We start from the raw sequence: 17,913 nt of genomic DNA on the forward strand, positions 1-17,913 counted from the left end.
GTTCTCACAAAAACCTAAACCACTTTGGCGCGGCTTTGGCGCAAATGCGCAAAGCGCTCTTCACCCAACAACGCCGTCAAACAAGCCTGAATCACTGAAACGCCTTCGCGCAAAACTTCCTCTTCAATAGTCAGACACGGTAGAAATTTCACCACCGTGCTTTTGGCGCCGCACAGTTCAATCATCACGCCTTCATCAAACGCGCGACGCGCTAGCGCCCGCGCCAGTTCCGCATTTTTCAAATCCAACCCGTAGATCATACCGCAGCCGCGCAATTCAAAATTGAAATCCTGATAGGTGGTCTTAATTGATGTTAATAATGATTGCAGCAGTTCGCCGGTCTTGTTGATCGAAGCAGCGAATGCGTCGTCTTGCCAATATGTAAGCGCTTCCGTAGCGGCGACAAACGCCAGGTTATTGCCGCGAAAGGTTCCGGTGTGCTCGCCGGGTTTCCATAGATCGAGATGGGGGCGTAGGAACAACATCGCCATCGGCAGGCCGAAGCCGCTCACCGCTTTTGAAAACGCCACCATGTCAGGCTCAATGCCGACTGGCTCGAAGCTGAAGTAATACCCAGCGCGTCCGTTGCCGACCTGTACATCGTCGACGATGATTAAAATCTCATGTCGGCGGCAGATGGTTTGTAAGCGCCGCAGCCACTCATGCGACGCAACCCGCACCCCGCCCTCCGCCTGGATGGTTTCAATCACGACCGCAGCGGGCAAACCGAGGCCGCTGCCAGGGTCGTCTAATTTGCGCTCAAAATAGTCGAGCGTATCAACGCCGGGGCCCATATAGCCGTCAAACGGCATGAAGACAACGTCCTGTCGATTGATGTATTCCTCACGCCGGTAAAACGCATTGCCGGTCACTGCCAACGCGCCCGCCGAAAGCCCGTGATAACCGTTGGTGAAGGCGACAATGTTGCTGCGGCCAGTCGCCAGCCGCGCCAACTTCAACGCCGCCTCAACCGCATTGGCGCCCGACGGCGCGACGAACTGCGCTTTGTAATCCATCTTGCGCGGCTGAAGAATGATGCTCTCCAGGCGTTCGAGATAGCGCTGTTTCGCCGCCGTGAACATATCCAGCGAGTGCATGATTCCGTCGTGTTGCAAATACTCGATCACAGCGTTCTTCATGCGAGGGTTGTTGTGCCCATAGTTCATGGTCCCGGCGCCGCAAAAGAAATCAATGTAGCGCTTGCCGCTGACGTCATACACAAAGGGGCCTTGGGCTTTATCAAACACAACCGGAAACGCCCGGCAATACGAACGCACATTGGATTCAATCCGTTCAAAAATTTCCATCATCTATCCTTTTACGCCTAATATTTTCTCAATGATGCCGGACAGGATTTTTGCATTGTCTTCAACATACGGGCTATAGAGCAAATCATTATGCCCGCCAACGCCCTGGTAAGTCTGAAACGTCCCGCTTGTTACGTCCGCCCATCCCCGCTTGTTTGACAAGACGCGGCCAAAGTTGTCTGTATACACATCGTGAGAACCATCGCACAACAAAAGATGGATATTCGTCTTCACCTGATGATGATCGACCGAGCGCTCAAAGTAGTGATATGCGCTCAGAATGATTCGACGCGCTTTTTCGACCAACACCGCATTCGTCAAATAGGGACGGTTGCTTTCATGCGACAAAAAGCCTGAAATCACATCTTCCACTTCCTGTTTTTCAAATTGCATCGGCTCCATTTTACGGCCAGAATCCACCATGATGATATCACTGACGGTTTTTCCGCGTTGTTCAAATTCACGCGCCGCGTGATAGGCCAGGTTTCCGCCGGATGAATAGCCGAACAATATATAAGGGCCGTCCGCGTCGATCTCTTCAACAAGGTCAACATATTTCGACAAGCGGTTTTCGTGTTCGATAAAGTTGAAACCGTAAAATGCGACCTGTTTCAGCTGTAGCGCGATTTGCATAAACCCCGCCGCGTCGCCCGTCCCCGGTGGAAACGCAAACAGGTTGGCCTTGCCTCCGGCGGCGTTTAACAAGACGCGCGGCTCATCAATTTCTTTGCAGCCGAATTTCGCATAGTCCATCAACGCCGAAGCCAGTTGGCGAATGGTGGGGCGATCAAAAATTGTCGCCAATGGAACCACCACGCCTGTACGTTGGTGGATGCGCGAAACCAGTTTTGATATTTTCAGGCTATGTCCGCCTGAATCAAAAAAGTTATCGTGTACGCTCGGGTTTTGATATTCGAGCGCTTCGGCCCAAGCCGCCGCCAGTTGCGCCTCCATCTCATTTTGGGGCGCTTCATAATCGCGCCCCGGCGCCATGTTTAATTCACCCGGGTCAGGCAAGGCGTTTCGGTCTACCTTGCCGTTTTGCGACAAGGGAAACGAATCCAGTTGCAAAAAATGACCGGGTACCATAAAGTCCGGCAGCGAATGTTTGAGCGATTCGCGCAAATTGCTCACGTCTTGGGTTTCATCCGAGGTGAAATAGGCAGCGAGCAACAATTGACCATCGCGCAATTCTTTGACCAACACCACCGCTTCTTTAATCACGCCAAGTTCACGCAATACGTTTTCAATTTCCAGCGGCTCGATGCGGTGTCCGCGAATCTTCACCTGATCGTCGATCCGGCCCAGATATTCCACCACGCCGTCTGAACGCCAGCGCCCCAGGTCGCCCGTTCGATACAAGCGCTCGCCAGACGGCATTGGACTAGTAATAAATTTTTCCGCATCCAACTCAGGCGCGTTGAGATACCCCCGCGCCAGCCCATCGCCGCCAGTGCAAATCTCTCCCGGAACGCCGACGGGCGTGAGTTCAAAATTTTCATCGAGAACCACGACACAGCTATTCGAAACCGGGCGCCCGATGGGGATATCGCTGTCATAATCCTGATCAATCTTAAAAGTCGTTGTAAACGTCGTGTTTTCGGTCGGGCCGTAACAATTCCAGATTACAAGTTGAGGAAAGCGGCGCCGCGTCATCGTGATGTGGCGCGGTGAAAGTTTTTCGCCGCCGGTGAACAACATTCGCAGACCGTCAAACATATCAATGTTGGTTTCAACCATCTGGTTGAACAAACTTGAGGTAAGCCAGATCATTGTCGTCTGGTGTTTTTTTAGCAGCCGCTTTAATTCGGCGGCGTCGAGAATGGCGTGTTTGGCGGGGCGGCACAAGCGCCCGCCGTGCAACAACGCGCCCCAAAATTCTAGCGTGGAGGCGTCAAACGCAATCGCCCCGGTTTGAAGAATGCGGTCATTTGCGGTGAATTCGATGTGGTTCGTATTGCAAACGAGGCGCACGATAGAGCGGTGTTCGATCATCACTCCTTTAGGCCGCCCGGTGGTGCCGGAGGTATACATAATATACGCGAGGTTTCTTGGCCCGCTGCATTCGTCTATCGGGCCGCAGGCAAGTTCCGCGTAAGCCCGCTGGTCAAGCTGGTTTTTATGGCGCTGCGGCGGCGATGCGGCAGTTGGCTTTTTTTTATTTATACGGATTAATGCATCATAGCCATATTCTGACAATTCACTTTTGTGCTCGCCAAGCATGAAGGAAAACTCGATGGACTCAATCTCCGGCATGTCCACGCGCAGATCGCTGAAAAAGTCGCGATTCAAAAACAATGCTTCCGCATGTTCAATGGTGGTGCGGTCGCCGCGCTGCGCCTGTTCGCGTTGATACTGTAATAGCGATTGGATAAATTGGTCTCTGAGGTCTTGGTCCCACACGTTGCCGAGAAAAATGTATCCCTCATCGCTCATTGTATCGACGGCTTTACGCAGCACATCGCGAAAATAATTGTGCCCGCTAAAACATTGCAACACGCTGTTGATGATGACGAAATCAAATTGGTCTTCTTCCAACTTGTCGGTGTCATGCGCGGGCAAATGGACCAAACGAATATTATTCGCGCCGCGCCGTTCACATTCGTTGCGCGTCCAGTTTAAAATTTCATTTGAGAGGTCCGTACCGCAATAATGCCCCGCCAACGGCGCCAGGCGAAACATGCTGATGCCGGACGAACAGCCGATTTCCAAAATGCGCGAGTCGGGTTTGAGCATCGGTTTCAATTTGATTAACACATTGTCGCCGTATTCGTCCATCACCTCGCGATCAAGCCAATCGCCGGTGTAGCTGCTCTTCCAGCCGCCGCCGGAAATATCATCAAACATGGTGGAGCCGACATAATCCCACACGTCTTCTCGCATAAACTCGCCCTGCGTTTCGATCTCGCCGAAAAAGTCGTCACTATCGGCGCAAACGACAGTTTGCAAATATGGGCATTCCCACTGCAAGATGTTGATGTCGCGAATGAAGCGCTTTTCTGAAAACAAAACCGGCGCCCGGGCGTCGTTCAACATGTACTTCATCCGCTCCAGCGGCGTATCGGAATCAATCGGAAAATACGCGCCGCCCGCTTTAAGAGCGCCCAGCACGACCGACATCATTTCAAAACTTTTTTCGAGCATAAACGCGATGAATGGCTCCGGCGGGAGTTCCAGCCCGATCAAAAAACGCGCGATGCGGTTCGAGGCTTCGTCGAGTTGGCGGTAGGTATATTCCTGTTCATCATCCGCCAATGCGATTGCGTCCGGCGATTGCGCCGCGATCTCAACAAACAGCGCGTGGACGCTTTTATCGCGGGGATAATCAGTTTGATTATCGTTAAAGGCGCGCATCTGCTCTAGCAAATCGCTTTTTTCCACATCATTCGCCAAGAAATTAAAATCGCCTATCTTCATTGTTTCTCTTCCTGCGTTTCGCTGCGCGTGGATTGCATGAAGCGGCCCATCGCGTCCAAGAGCCGACGGATGGACGCCGGTTCAAACCGCGCCGAGTCGTATTCCATATTCAATTCTAAACCGTCGTCGCTTTCTGATGCGAACAGCGTCAAGTCAAATTTTGACGTGTTGAATTCCAAATCAAATTCACTCACGCTGGCGGCTTTCGTCTTGTTCATTTCAACGCCGTTCGGCTTCTCTACGTCTAACTGAATGTCAGAAAAATTCTGATAACCGTATACGACGTTCACCAAGGGCTGCCGCGAAGCGGCGCGGTGCGGGTTCATTTTTTGCACCAGCAAATCGAAGGGATACTCCTGGTGCTCATAGGCCGAATTGGCGGCGTCCATCACCCGCGTAAGCAGTTCGTCAAAATCCAACTGCGCAGAGGCGCGCACCCGGACGGGAAGAATATTCACGAAGAAGCCAATCAAACCTTCGAGGTCGGGATGCGTCCGGTTGGCGATGCTGACGCCGACGCAGAGGTCATCCTGCCGCGTCCATTGATAGAGCAAAACGTAGAAGAAGGCCAATACAACATTCGATAAAGTCGTGTTGTTTGACTGCGCCAAACCACGCAGCGCCGCGACAGTCGGCGCATCCAGAACCAATTGCTCCGTACCGCCTTGATAGTCTTGCTCAGCGGCGGGGCGGTCATACGGCAGCCGCACCGATTCCGGTTTGCCTTTCAGTTGCTCAAGCCAGTAGGCTTCGTGCGCGTTCAGGCTGCGTGAATTTTGCCATAGCGCGAAATCCTTATATTGTATGCGCAGCGGTTGGATTGCGGCTTCGCGCCCATCCTGGTTCGCCTGATAAAACGTCAGCAGATCGCGGAACAATACCTGCATCGACCAGCCGTCGCCGATGATATGGTTGACCGTCAAAACAAAGACGGCGCGGCTGGGATCCAGCAGGATCAACGTCCCGCGCAACAACGGCGGGCGGGCCAGATCAAACGGCGTATGCGCATCTTTTTCGGCAAGTTGTCGCGCAGCGTTTTCGACATCCGCTTCATTTTCAAAACAAATCACCCGAACCGAAAACTCAACATTGTCATGGACAACTTGTTTCGGTTCGCCGTCAATTTCAACGAAGCCCGTCCGTAACGCCTCATGCCGTTTCAGCAATTGGTTGAACGCCCGGTTGAGCGCATCGACGTTCACCTCGCCCTCAAGCAGAAGCGCCTTGGGCATGTTGTAAGCCGCCGTCGCGTCTTCGCCGCCCGCGCGTTGAATAAACCACAACCGTTTTTGCGCGAACGATAATTCGTAATATTCCTGAGACGGCGCTGGTTCTATCGCCTGGAACTCATCGCGCTCGCTTTGCCGTATTAACACCGCCAGTTCGGCAATGGTTGGGTGTTCAAACAAATCGCGCAGCGCCAGTTTGACGCCGAGGCGTTTGTGAATGCGCGACACGGTTTGCATGGCTTTCAGGCTATGGCCGCCGATGTCGAAGAAGCGGTCGCGAACGCCAATCGAAGCAGTATTCAACACTTCGCGCCAGATATCGGCCAGTTGTTGTTCGGTCTCATCACTGGGCTGGTCGAGCGCATCCTCTGCATTTTGCTCTTGCTGTGGCAGCGGCAAAACGCGCTTGTCAGTTTTACCGCCCGGCGAAAGCGGGATGGCGTCAAGTTGCATCCAATAACGCGGCACGCAATAGTCGGGCAGGCGTTTCGCCAACGCGGCGCGTAGCGGTTTTGTATCCGGCTCGCCCTCCGCAACAAAATACGCAACCAGTTCCGGCTCGCCCTGGCGCACATCGCGCAGCGCGACTGCGGCTTGAACAACGCCGGGCAGCGCTTGAATCTGTTGTTCAATCTCGCCCAGTTCAACGCGATAGCCGCGCACTTTCACCTGGTCGTCATTACGGCCCAAATAATCCAGTTCGCCGTCATCAAGCCAGACGCCCACGTCTCCGGTGCGATAGAGCGTTTCGTCCGCCGCGAATGGGTTCGCGATGAATTTCTCTTGAGTCAAATCATCGCGATTCAGATAGCCGCGACCAACCCCCGCGCCGCCGATATAAATCTCGCCCGCCTCGCCAACCGGCGCCGGACGCATCCAACCATCCAGAACATAAACCTGGGTGTTATGAATCGGCTTTCCAATTAAGACGCGCTCGTCCTTCGGCGAAATTTCTTTCACGATGCAGCCGACGGTGGTTTCGGTCGGCCCGTACTCATTGACCACCCGCATCGACGGATTGAGTTGATGCAAATAGCGTACGCAATCCATCGGCAGCGCCTCGCCGCCGACAATCGCCAGGCTGACATCGGTCTGTTGAATATTGAGTTCTTTGAGCACGGAAATATGCGACGGCGTCAGTTTGACGCAATCAAAGCCGCTCCCAGGCTCGAACATTGCCGCCAACAGATCGGGCGTCTCTTCTTCTTGACCGAATACATGCAGCGTCTTACCGCGCAGCAGCGGCAAAAACAAACTGGTGACGGTCATGTCAATCGAGATCGACGAATGCAGCCCCATCACCCCGCCGTCGCGTTCGCCGTAATAATAGTCGTTCGCCCAATGGAGATAATGCGAAAGGTTGCGGTGTTCGATCAAACACCCTTTCGGAAGCCCGGTCGAACCGGACGTATAAATCACATACGCCAAGTCTTGCAGACGCGGGTTCACGCCCGGTTCATCCGTTGACGCGCCGTTGATTTCATTCGCCAATAAAAGCGGGCGCCCGACGGCATTGAGACGCGCTGCATACTTCGCCTCAGTGATGACAACTTTGCAGCCGCTGTCTTGAATAACATGTTCAATGCGCGCATCCGGCGCGGTTGGGTCAATCGGGACATACGCCGCGCCTGATTTCAACACGCCCAGAATCGCGGCAACCATCGCATCCGAACGGCCCATCAACACGCCGACCAGGTCATCTGCGCCAACCTCATATTTTTGAATCAACGAATTCGCAAACGGGTTCGCCTGTTGGTTCAGCGCAGCGTAACTTAATGAATGCGTTTTTATTTTCAACGCAATCGCTTCGGGTTCAGAATGAACGCGTATTAAAAAGTCATCAACAATTGTTGTTTGCGAGGCTGCGGTCCGGGTTGCATTCCATTGATTGACAACCAGGCCATATTCGGGTCCAGACAAGATAGAGAATTGCTTGACTTGCAGGCCGGGGTTCTGCGCCATGCGCTCAAACGCCGCCTTTAATTGTTTCACCAACCAGGCGATGCGCGTCTCTTCATACGCGGCGCCGTTGTAATGCAATTTCAGTTGCAACCGGGCGCCGGGCGCAACGATGAGATTGAGATCGTAATGGGTTTGATCAAAGTTCTCGATTTGATCAATCGTCCAATGCGCCTCGCTGTCATCTTCAACTTCGATGGAATCCAGTTCGGTCGGATAATTCGCAAAGATCATCAACACGTCAAACAAGTCGCGTTCGCCGCCCGACAGCGCTTGAATGTCCGCCAGTGGATAATATGAATACGCTTCGGATTCGAGCGTTTGGTTTTGAATAATTTTCAACGCATCAGAGACCGTATGGTTTCCATCAAACCCAGCGCGAACCGGGATCGCATTAATGAACAATCCCAGCATGTCTTCGACGCCTTCAACATCCGCCGCGCGTCCCGAAACAATCGACCCCATCATCACGTCGTCGCGGCCCGCGTGTTGTTGCAGCGCCAACGCCAGCCCCGTTTGGACCACAGTATTCAACGTCACGTTGGCGTTTGACGCGACAGCCTGAAGCGCCGCAGTCAATTCTTCATCTAATGTGATTTCGGCTTTTTTGAATTGATAACTTTCGTCGCTTGCATTACGTCGTTTCGCAATCGTGGCGGCGGGCTCATAGCCTTCGACCCACTTCGCCCAATAGGCTTGCGCCTGTTCTGCGTCTTGACTTTGCAACCAGGCGATATAGTCGCCGTAGCGCGGCGGTGAATTCAACTCCGCTGCACCCTCGCGAGCAAAGCCGCCGTATAACTGATAGAGTTCTTGATAGACAATACGAAGACACCAGCCGTCCAACAGCAAATGGTGATAACTCCAGATGACTTGATATTGCGTTTCGTTTAATTGGTAAACGTGAATGCGCATCAATGGATCATGGGTGAAATGAAATCCGCGCCGCCGTTCGTCTTCTTGTTTTTGTTGAATCAATACGTCTTGTTGTTCTGAGGGCAACGCCGCGATTGATTCAAAATTCCATTCCGGCTCGCGTTGTTTCAATACAATCTGCAAGGGCGATGCAACCCCGTCATAAACAAAGGCGGTGCGAAAAATCGCATGACGTTGGCACAATTCAAACCACGCTTGGCGAAACGCTTCAACCGACAACCCGCCATTCAGCCGAAACGACATTTGCAGAAAATAGGCCTGCGATTCAGGCTGATAGAGCGACTGAAACAACAAGCCCTGCTGCATAGGCGACAAGGGATACACATCTGCAATTTCACTGGCGCGCCAGCCGTTCGTTTCCAGCAGTTCTTCAAATTGAACAAGCGACAAAGAACATCCCGTGCAATCTGACGGCGTTAATTCTGACATCGTTTGACGGCTGCAATGATTGCTGACCACGTTGAGTTGTTCTCGAAACGCTTGCAAAAATTGTTCGACCGTTTCTTTTTGATGGCGGCGCTTGTTATAAATCGCCGATAACGCCATACGCCCACTGGCGACCAGGGCGATTATTTCTATATCGAAGTCGCGCTGTAAACGAGCGCCCAGCGTCTTGCCGCACGGTTCATCCACAATCGAGAACAGGCCTTCGTTTCCATCGGCGTCAAACTGCCCCAGATAGTTGAAACTCAGTTGCGACGGCGGCGCCTCAATCTCTTCGATTTTCGCTAGATGGCGCAACACGCCATAGCCCATCCCTTTGCGCGGAACCGCCCGCAGCGCTTCTTTGGTTTCTTTGATCTGCTGCGCCAGCGAGTCGCTCTCTACTCGAAGCAAAAATGGAAACATCGAGGTAAACCAGCCAACAGTGCGGCTGATGTTGATGGGTCGCGACAGCGCTTCGCGTCCGTGGCCTTCAAGCGTAATCCAAAACGCATCGCCGCTAGTCCAATCGCTCAGAGCGCGCGCTAATGCCGTCAACAACAGGTCGTTCATCTCCGTTGAATAAGCGCGGTGCGAACGCGTCAACAATTGCTCGGTTTCGTCATTCGACAGTTCAAGTTGAATCACGTCGCAATCGCCGTAAACATTCGCGTCCGCGTCGCCGTCCAGCGGCAGCGCCGTTGCAGGTTGAGTTAGTGCGCTGCGCCAATAGTCCGTTTCCTGCAACAGGGCGCCATCTTGCGAAAACACATGAAGCGCCTCTGCCCATAGTTGATACGAAGCCGTTTTTTGAGGCAACACCGGCTGCGCGTTATGCGACCGCGCCTGATAGGCCGTCTCTAAATCTTCCAGGAGAATGCGCCACGAAACGCCGTCAACCACAAGGTGATGAACGATCCATAAAATCCGGTCGCCGCTCGACGTACGATAGAGCGCTGCTTTCATCAACGGCGTGTTTTGCAAATCAAAGCCCGCCTGCGCAGACTGCGCGTGAAGTTCAACTGCGGCGGTTTCATCGGTCTCGCCGCAGCAATCCACCACCTCGAAATCAATGGGAACGTCCAGTCCACGATTGTATTGCTGATAGGCGCCGCGCGGCTGATGAAACTGCATGCGCAACGCGTCATGGTGGCGCCAGATATCCTTAAACGCCTCTTTTAAGGCATCAGCGTCTATTGCTTGCAACGGTTTCAACATCACCGATTGATTGAAGTGATGAATGTCGTCATCATGCCCGTCAAAAAACCATTGCTGAATCGGCGCGAGTTTCACTTCGCCTTCAATAACTTCATCGGCGGTTTCTTCGACTTGCGCGGCGCTCAACCTCGGCGCCAGTTCCGCGACAGTCAGGTATTGAAACAAATGGCGAATCTCCGCCTGCCAACCCAACTGGCGCAAGCGGCTGACGATTTGAATCGCGCGGATCGAATCGCCGCCCGCCTCAAAATAATTATCATGCACGCCAAGGGCCGGGCGCCCCAACACCGAACGCCAAACGTCGAGTAACGCCTGTTCGGTTTCGTTGCGCGGCGCGGCGTCTTTGGATGAAGCCGTATCCAAGCCGCCGGGTTCAGGTAATTTCTTGCGATCAATTTTTCCATTACGGTTCAGCGGCAGCCGCTCTAACTCGACCCACCGAGACGGAACCATGTAATCCGGCAGTTCCTTCGACAAACGCTCGCGCAACTGCGCCGCAGAAACGGAACGCGCCGCTGCGTAATACGCAACCAGTTCTTTGGTCCCCACCGAAGTCAAACGCGCTTCGACCGCCGCCTGGTCGATCTCATCAAACGCCTGCAAGCGAATTTCAATTTCGCCCGGCTCCACCCGAAAGCCGCGGACCTTCACCTGGTTGTCGATGCGTCCAATAAACGAAACGGTTCCATCATCGTTCCAAACGCCCTGGTCACCGGTTTTATACATACTCGCGCCGGAGCGAAACGGGTCAGCAACAAATTTCTCACGCGTCAGCGCATCGCGATTCAAATAGCCGCGCGCCACGCCGTCGCCGCCCACGCAGATCTCGCCCGGGACGCCAACCGGCTGCGGGCCGCCATGCGCATCAAGAATATAAACCGTCGAGTTGGCGATGGGCATTCCAATCGGCGCATCGCCGACTTGTTCGCGTTCAATCGAATAATACGTCGAGAAGGTGGTGTTTTCGGTCGGGCCATACACATGCAGCATAGACAAGTCTGGGCAATGGGCGCGGACGCGGTTGATATGTTTGACGGAAACCTTTTCGCCGCCCGTCAACAAAACCCGCAGCGAACCAAACATATTAATTTGCGCTTCGGCGTATTGATTGAATAAACTTGTGGTCAGAAACAAAATGCTAACCCGGTTCGTTTCAATCAGAGCCGCCAAGCGGGCCGGTTCAAGCAGGTCGTCTTCATGCGGCATACACACGCTGGCGCCGTTGAGCAACGCGCCCCAGATTTCAAAAGTAGAGGCGTCAAACGAAAGCGATCCGGTTTGCAAGATACAATCGCTCTGATTGATTTGAATGTAATTGGTGTTTTTGACCAAACGCGTAATCGAACGCTGCTCAATTAGCGAACCCTTGGGTTCGCCCGTTGAACCAGAGGTGTATATCACATACGCCAAACTCGAACCATCGGTTTGCGTTGACGGATTTCCAGACAGTTCGCCTTCGACTTGCGCCGCGTCGACCCAATGGATGTCCGTTAAAATTGTCGAATAAGTCTCAATCAGCGCTGCGTCTGAGAGAACAATGCGGCATTGCGCGTCTTCAACCATATATTGAATACGCGACTGGGGATACGCCGGGTCCAGCGGGACATACGCGCCGCCCGCCTTCAAGATCGCCAACGCTGCAATCACCGGCCCTTGCGAGCGCTCCATCAACACCCCCACGCATTCTTCCGGCTGCAGCGCATACTCGACGCACAGCCGCGTCGCCAGCGCGTTGCCTTTTTGGTTGAGCTGCTGGTACGTCAACTTATCATCGCCGCAGATCAGGGCGGTTGCGTTCGGTGTTTGTTCGGCCTGACGTTCAAACAGCTCCGCAACGCTCAATGTTTTTGGATAATCCGCCGCAGCGTCATTAAAGTTTTCTATCACCCGCCGCCGTTCATCATCAGACATAACCGGCAGTGAATGCAGCGCCTTCTGCGGCGCAGCAAGGGCGGATGCAACCAACGCGCAAAAGTGACGCGCCATGCCTTCAATGCGTCTCGGTTCAAACAGGTCAGCGTTATATTCAATGCCGACGCCGCACCGCCCGTTTGGTAATTCACTAAAGAAAAAAGTCAAATCAAATTTGCTGATCGCAGAATGCAGCGGATACGCTTCAATCGCTACCGCGTTGCCATCTTGCGTTTGTTGATTATGCAACGTCACCGCGACATCAAACAGCGGCGAACGGCTCAAGTCGCGATGCAGTTCGAGTTCATCGACTAAACGGTCAAAGGGGTACGCCTGATAGGTGAGCGCCTGGGCGACTGCGTCGCGCGTCTGTTCGAGCAACCCGGCAAAGCCCGCGTCGCCGTTGATGCGGCTGCGTAAGGGCAACATGTTGACGAAGAAGCCAACCAGCCCTTCCAGGTCGGCGTGTTCACGCCCTGCGACCGGCGAGCCAACCACGACATCATCTTGGTTCGCATAACGAAACAGCAGCGCATAAACAGCGGCCAACACAGTCACAAACGCGCTGGCGCCACGGTCGCGACCAAACATCCACAGGCGCTGGGCCAACGCGGCTTCGAGTTCAAACGAATAGACGCCACCCGAAAAACTCTGCACCACAGGCCGGGGGCGGTCCGTCGGCAATTCTAAAACGGAAACTTCATCCTTAAATTGATCGAGCCAGAAACGCCGGGCGCTTTCGACGCCGTTGGATTGCAGCCATTCTTTCTGCCAGACAGCGTAATCTTTATATTGCAAACGCAATCCGGCCAGCGGCGAAGGTTGTTTGCGGCGGTGGGCCTCGTATAGTTGCGCCCATTCATCCAGCAAGACATTCATCGACCAGCCGTCGCTGATACTGTGATGGATGCTGAACAAAACGATGTTGCGTTGTTCAGCAAACCGAAACAGCGCGACGCGAAACAGCGGCCCATTCGCTAAATCAAACGGCTGATTGGTTTTGCTGAGGATTAATTCGCGTTCATCATCTTCACGTAACAAAGCGCTGCGCTGGTCAAAGATTTCAAAGGGAACATCAATGGCGTCTTGCACAACTTGCCAAGGTTCATCATGCTCTTCGACAATAACAGTGCGCAGCGATTCATGCCGCGCAATCAACAAGCCCAGCGTCTCGCGCAACGCCTCCGCGTCCAGGTCGCCGGGCGCGCGAAACGCTTCTGAAATCATATAGGCGAGGCGGTTGGCGCCCATGCGCTCAATCAGCCACAAGCGGCGCTGTCCATGCGAAAGCGGATACCGCGCCGCACCCGGCGCGGGTTCGATATGACGGAACGCTTCAAGGTGGCCCGGCTCAATCGCCTGCGCCAACCCCGCAAGAGTTGGATGTTGAAACACCAGCCGCAGCGGGATTTTCACATTCATCTCTTGATGAATTTTCGCGACCAATTGCGTCGCTTTCAAACTATGCCCGCCGCGTTCAAAGAAATTATCAAACGCGCCGATGTCTTCGCGTTCTAACACGCTGCGCCACAACCCGGCGAGGCGTTCTTCTTTCTCATTGCGGGGCGCGACAAATTGCTGGTGATCGCGTTGAGCGTTCTTCGCCAGCGCAGCCAGCGCCTTACGGTCGATCTTTCCATTCGCCGTCAGTGGAAATTCCTCCACAAAAATATACGACGACGGCGCCATGTAATCCGGCAGCAGCGGCGCAATTGTTTTACGAATTTCCTTCGCGAACGAAGACTCGCCGCACCATGACGGATTTATACCATCGAGGTTTGATTGTTTTATCTCAGTAACATTTCGATCAGTCCGCAAAGCGAATACGTTGTATAAATTGGTATTTTGCAGCAAGGCGTCTTGTTCAATCTGCAGGCTGAATCCACGCTGCTTTAATACGTTCGTCACTGTATCCAGGCGCCCGTTAACGTCATGCACTTCGATGACAACCTGCGCGATTTTGTCCCAATCGCGTTCGTCAATGCCGAGCAACACTTCTAACTCGCTTTGTTCGACATCGACCTTCAACAGGTCGATACGCTCAATGGACTGTTCGCGAATCACGTTCGACAGCGTCTCCAAGCGGCAGTCAAATTCCTGCGACTGCATGCGCTCTTCCAACAGGTCTTCGAGCGCGGCGTCGGTAATTTCACGCCCTTGCGCAGTGAGTTCATTCACCAGATAGGTTTTAACGACTTCGCGCACTTCACCGGAGTCAACGCCCTTGCCTGAAACCACGGTGTTATATGGAAAATAGACAAAACGCGCTTGGCCCGGCTTATCAGACAATCCCATTTCAAATGCGCGCGACGGCGGCGAATACCATTGCAAGTTTTTGCGCAGGCATTCATACACTGGAGGGATCGGTTCAAACGAATAGAGCGTAATGTTTTTTTCTTGCAGCGCCGCGAAGACAGAAAACAACCCGATGTTTCCGCCCACATCAACGATGCAATCGCCGTCATGAATTTCGATGCCGTATTTTAAATATGCATTGTGAGTAAAAATTTCTTCATAAAGAAAATCCGACTCGCTTTTGTTTTGATGAGCAATGGTCAACCCGTTCGGCAATTCATAAATCAACGAAGCATCATCTGGAATTTCATGTATAGAACGCAAGATGCGCTTCAGCGGCGCCGCCTTGTCGGGGTCGGGCGCGATGTAGGCGACCAACTGCATCGACGTCGCGTCGTCGCCTTGCGCCAACGCAACGCATCGGTCAACGGCGGGGTGCTTGGCGACAGCGCTTTCGATTTCGCCGAGTTCCACTCGAAAGCCGCGCACTTGCACCTGGTCGTCATTGCGGCCCAGATGTTCAAGGCGCCCGTCCGCAAACCACCGCCCCACATCGCCGGAACGGTACAAGCGACCCGGCGACTCAAATGGGTTTTCAATAAAACGCTCTCGGGTCAATGGCTCGCGGTTGAGATATTCGCGGCAGACCCCGTCGCCTCCCACTAAAATTTCACCCGCAACGCCCGGCGGTTGCAATTGCAGCGCGTCATTACAAACAAAGACGGTCGTCCCCGGGATAGGCGTTCCAATCGGGCTGACGCCCGCCGCGCCAAACACGTCGCGCGGTTGAATTTCATAATAAGTCACATGCACAGTGGTTTCGGTGATGCCGTACATGTTAATTAGTTTAATTTCGTTGAGCGGGTAGCGTTCCACCCAGGGGCGCAAGTAGGTCGCTTCCAGGCGGTCGCCGCCGAAAATCACATAGCGCAAATGCGGGTCGAGCGAATGCGCTTGCGCGCGCACTTCTTGCGCGATCAAGTTATAAAATGCAGCAGGCGTCTGGTTCAACACCGTGACCCGATGGCGCCGCAAGAGTTCATGAAACGCCTCGACGTTGCGCACTTCATCACGCGGCGCGACCACCAGTTTGCCGCCGTACAGCAAGGCGCCGTACATTTCCCAAACCGAAAAATCAAAGCAAAACGAATGAGCGACCACCCACACGTCATCTTCATTAAAGTCGAATGGATGCCGATCATTCACCATCAGCCGGACAACGTTACGGTGAGTGACCACGCACCCCTTGGGCTTGCCGGTCGAGCCGGAGGTATAGATCACATAGGCTGCGCTGTCGGGTGTAAGCGGCGAAGCCGCTTCGCTCGCATCCTCATTCGCGGTTTCATGCACGTCAACGCACAACAGCGACGGCGCCAGTTCGCGCAGCGTTGATTGATGATGCGTTTCGCTGACCACCAGACGGCAGCCGCAATCGTCCAGCATGAACCGGATGCGTTCTTGTGGATACGTTGGATCAACCGGGACATACGCCGCTCCGGCTTTTTGCACGCCGAGAATCACGGCGACCATCCAATCCGAACGATCCAAAAAGATGGCGATGCGCTCATCAAAACCAAGTTGAATCTCACGCTGAATACGCCGGGCGATTTGGTTGGCGCGTTGATTGAGTTCTCTATAAGTAAGCGACTGCTCGCCAAATACAACCGCAGTGCGCTCCGGCGTTTTTTTCGTTTGTTCTTCAAATAACGAAAGAATGGTCGCCGTTTCAGGATACGCAGCCGGGGTCGCGTTCCACTCATAAATCATTCGCCGCGCTTCATCATCACTCACGATGGGGTGGTGATTGATCGGCGCCTCGGGTTGCGCTGCGACGCCGTCCAACAAGCGGGAGAAATGGGCGCCCATCCGCTGAATGGTTTCTTCTGAAAATAAATCCGTGTTGTAATTGATGCGAAACAACAACCCGTCCGGCGATTCGGTAAAATCAAAAATCAAATCAAATTTGGCGGTATCAAAGCCGCTCTCCAATGATTCACCTGTCGCTTCGCCTAATCGAAACGCGCCGGCGCCCTCATGTTGAAGCGAAATGACCACATCGAACAAATGCGAACGGCTTGGGTCGCGCGTGGTTTCGAGATCGCTCACCAATTGGTCGAAGGGATAATCCTGATGGGCGATGGCTTCCGTCACGGTGGCCTGGACGCGATTCAGCAATTCGACAAACGAACCATCGCCGCATACGCTATCGCGCAAGCAAAGCGTGTTCACAAAAAAGCCGATCATATTTTCAACGTCAGGATGCGTCCGCCCCGCGAAGGGCGCACCGATGACGAGGTCGTCCTGTCCGCTGTAGCGATACAAAAATGTTTTGACCAGCGCGGTCAAAGTTACAAACAAAGAGGCTTGTTGTTTTTGCCCCAATGTTTGAATTGCTGCAAACGCATCAGGATTCAGCGGGCAGGTAACCGTGGCGCCCGCATTGGTTTGCACGACGGGGCGGGGATAATCCAACGGCAGGTCTAAACGCGGCAGGTCGCCCGCCAGTTTTTGATGCCAATAGGTCTTGAGCGGTTCTAACGCATCGCCGGACAGTTTTTTATTTTGCCACGCAGCGAAATCTTTATATTGAATCTTCAGCGGCGCCAGCGGCGATTCGCGCTTTTGCAACCGCGCCTCATAGGCCGCGCTCAGTTCGCTGATTAAGATACCCAGCGACCATTCATCGCAAATGATGTGGTGCAGATTAAACAGAAACACATGCGCGTCTTCGCCGATGCGCAACACTTTGGCGCGCAACAAAGGCCCACGCTGCAAATCAAACGAATGCGCCGCTTCGCGTAAGGCCCAGTCTTTCGCCGCCTGCATCGGGTCTGCGCTGTCTGTCAAATCAACGATCTCTTCGTCCAGAGAAATTTCATCATGAATAAACTGGCGCACTTCTCCATCGGGCGAACCGAACGTCGTCCGTAGGGCTTCATGGCGCTGAATGATTTCACGCAGCGCGCCCCAAAAAAGAGAGGCGTCAAATTGACCGCGCAGCACAATCGAGCCGGGCACGTTATACGCCGTCGAGCCTTCGTTCATGCGGTCCAGCAGCCACAGGCGTTCTTGCGCATGAGAAACCGCATAGCCCTTACGCGCGCGTTTCTTCTGCTCGAAAAAACCGCTGTCGCGCAGTTCTTGCAGCGCCTTTTGGTCGCCTGCTTTGGCGCGTTGTTTTAATTGCTCAATGGCCGCCGGGTTCAAATTCACGACTC

3 protein-coding genes are annotated in these 17,913 nt (G+C 53.7%); all 3 read right to left on the reverse strand.

The genetic code is table 11. The annotated features are described in order from the left end of the window. Positions 1-14: 14 nt before the first annotated feature. Genes ectB through P9L94_00355 form a run of 3 tightly spaced genes read right to left on the reverse strand, consistent with a single transcriptional unit; the run spans position 15 to position 17,908 of the window. The gene (ectB, locus tag P9L94_00345; protein ID MDP8242498.1) at positions 15-1,310 is read right to left on the reverse strand and encodes a diaminobutyrate--2-oxoglutarate transaminase; all 1,296 of its coding nucleotides are present in this window, start codon (positions 1,308-1,310) and stop codon (positions 15-17) included. Beyond that, positions 1,311-4,724, reverse strand: coding sequence for an amino acid adenylation domain-containing protein (locus P9L94_00350; protein MDP8242499.1), 3,414 nt, complete (start codon positions 4,722-4,724; stop codon positions 1,311-1,313). Continuing rightward, positions 4,721-17,908: an amino acid adenylation domain-containing protein gene (locus tag P9L94_00355; protein ID MDP8242500.1), complete on the reverse strand. Its 13,188-nt coding sequence runs from the start codon at positions 17,906-17,908 to the stop codon at positions 4,721-4,723. Before P9L94_00355 ends, P9L94_00350 begins: the two co-directional genes overlap by 4 nt. Positions 17,909-17,913: the final 5 nt, after the last annotated feature.

Source organism: Candidatus Hinthialibacter antarcticus (assembly GCA_030765645.1).
GTDB classification, from domain to species: Bacteria; Hinthialibacterota; Hinthialibacteria; order Hinthialibacterales; family Hinthialibacteraceae; genus Hinthialibacter; species Hinthialibacter antarcticus.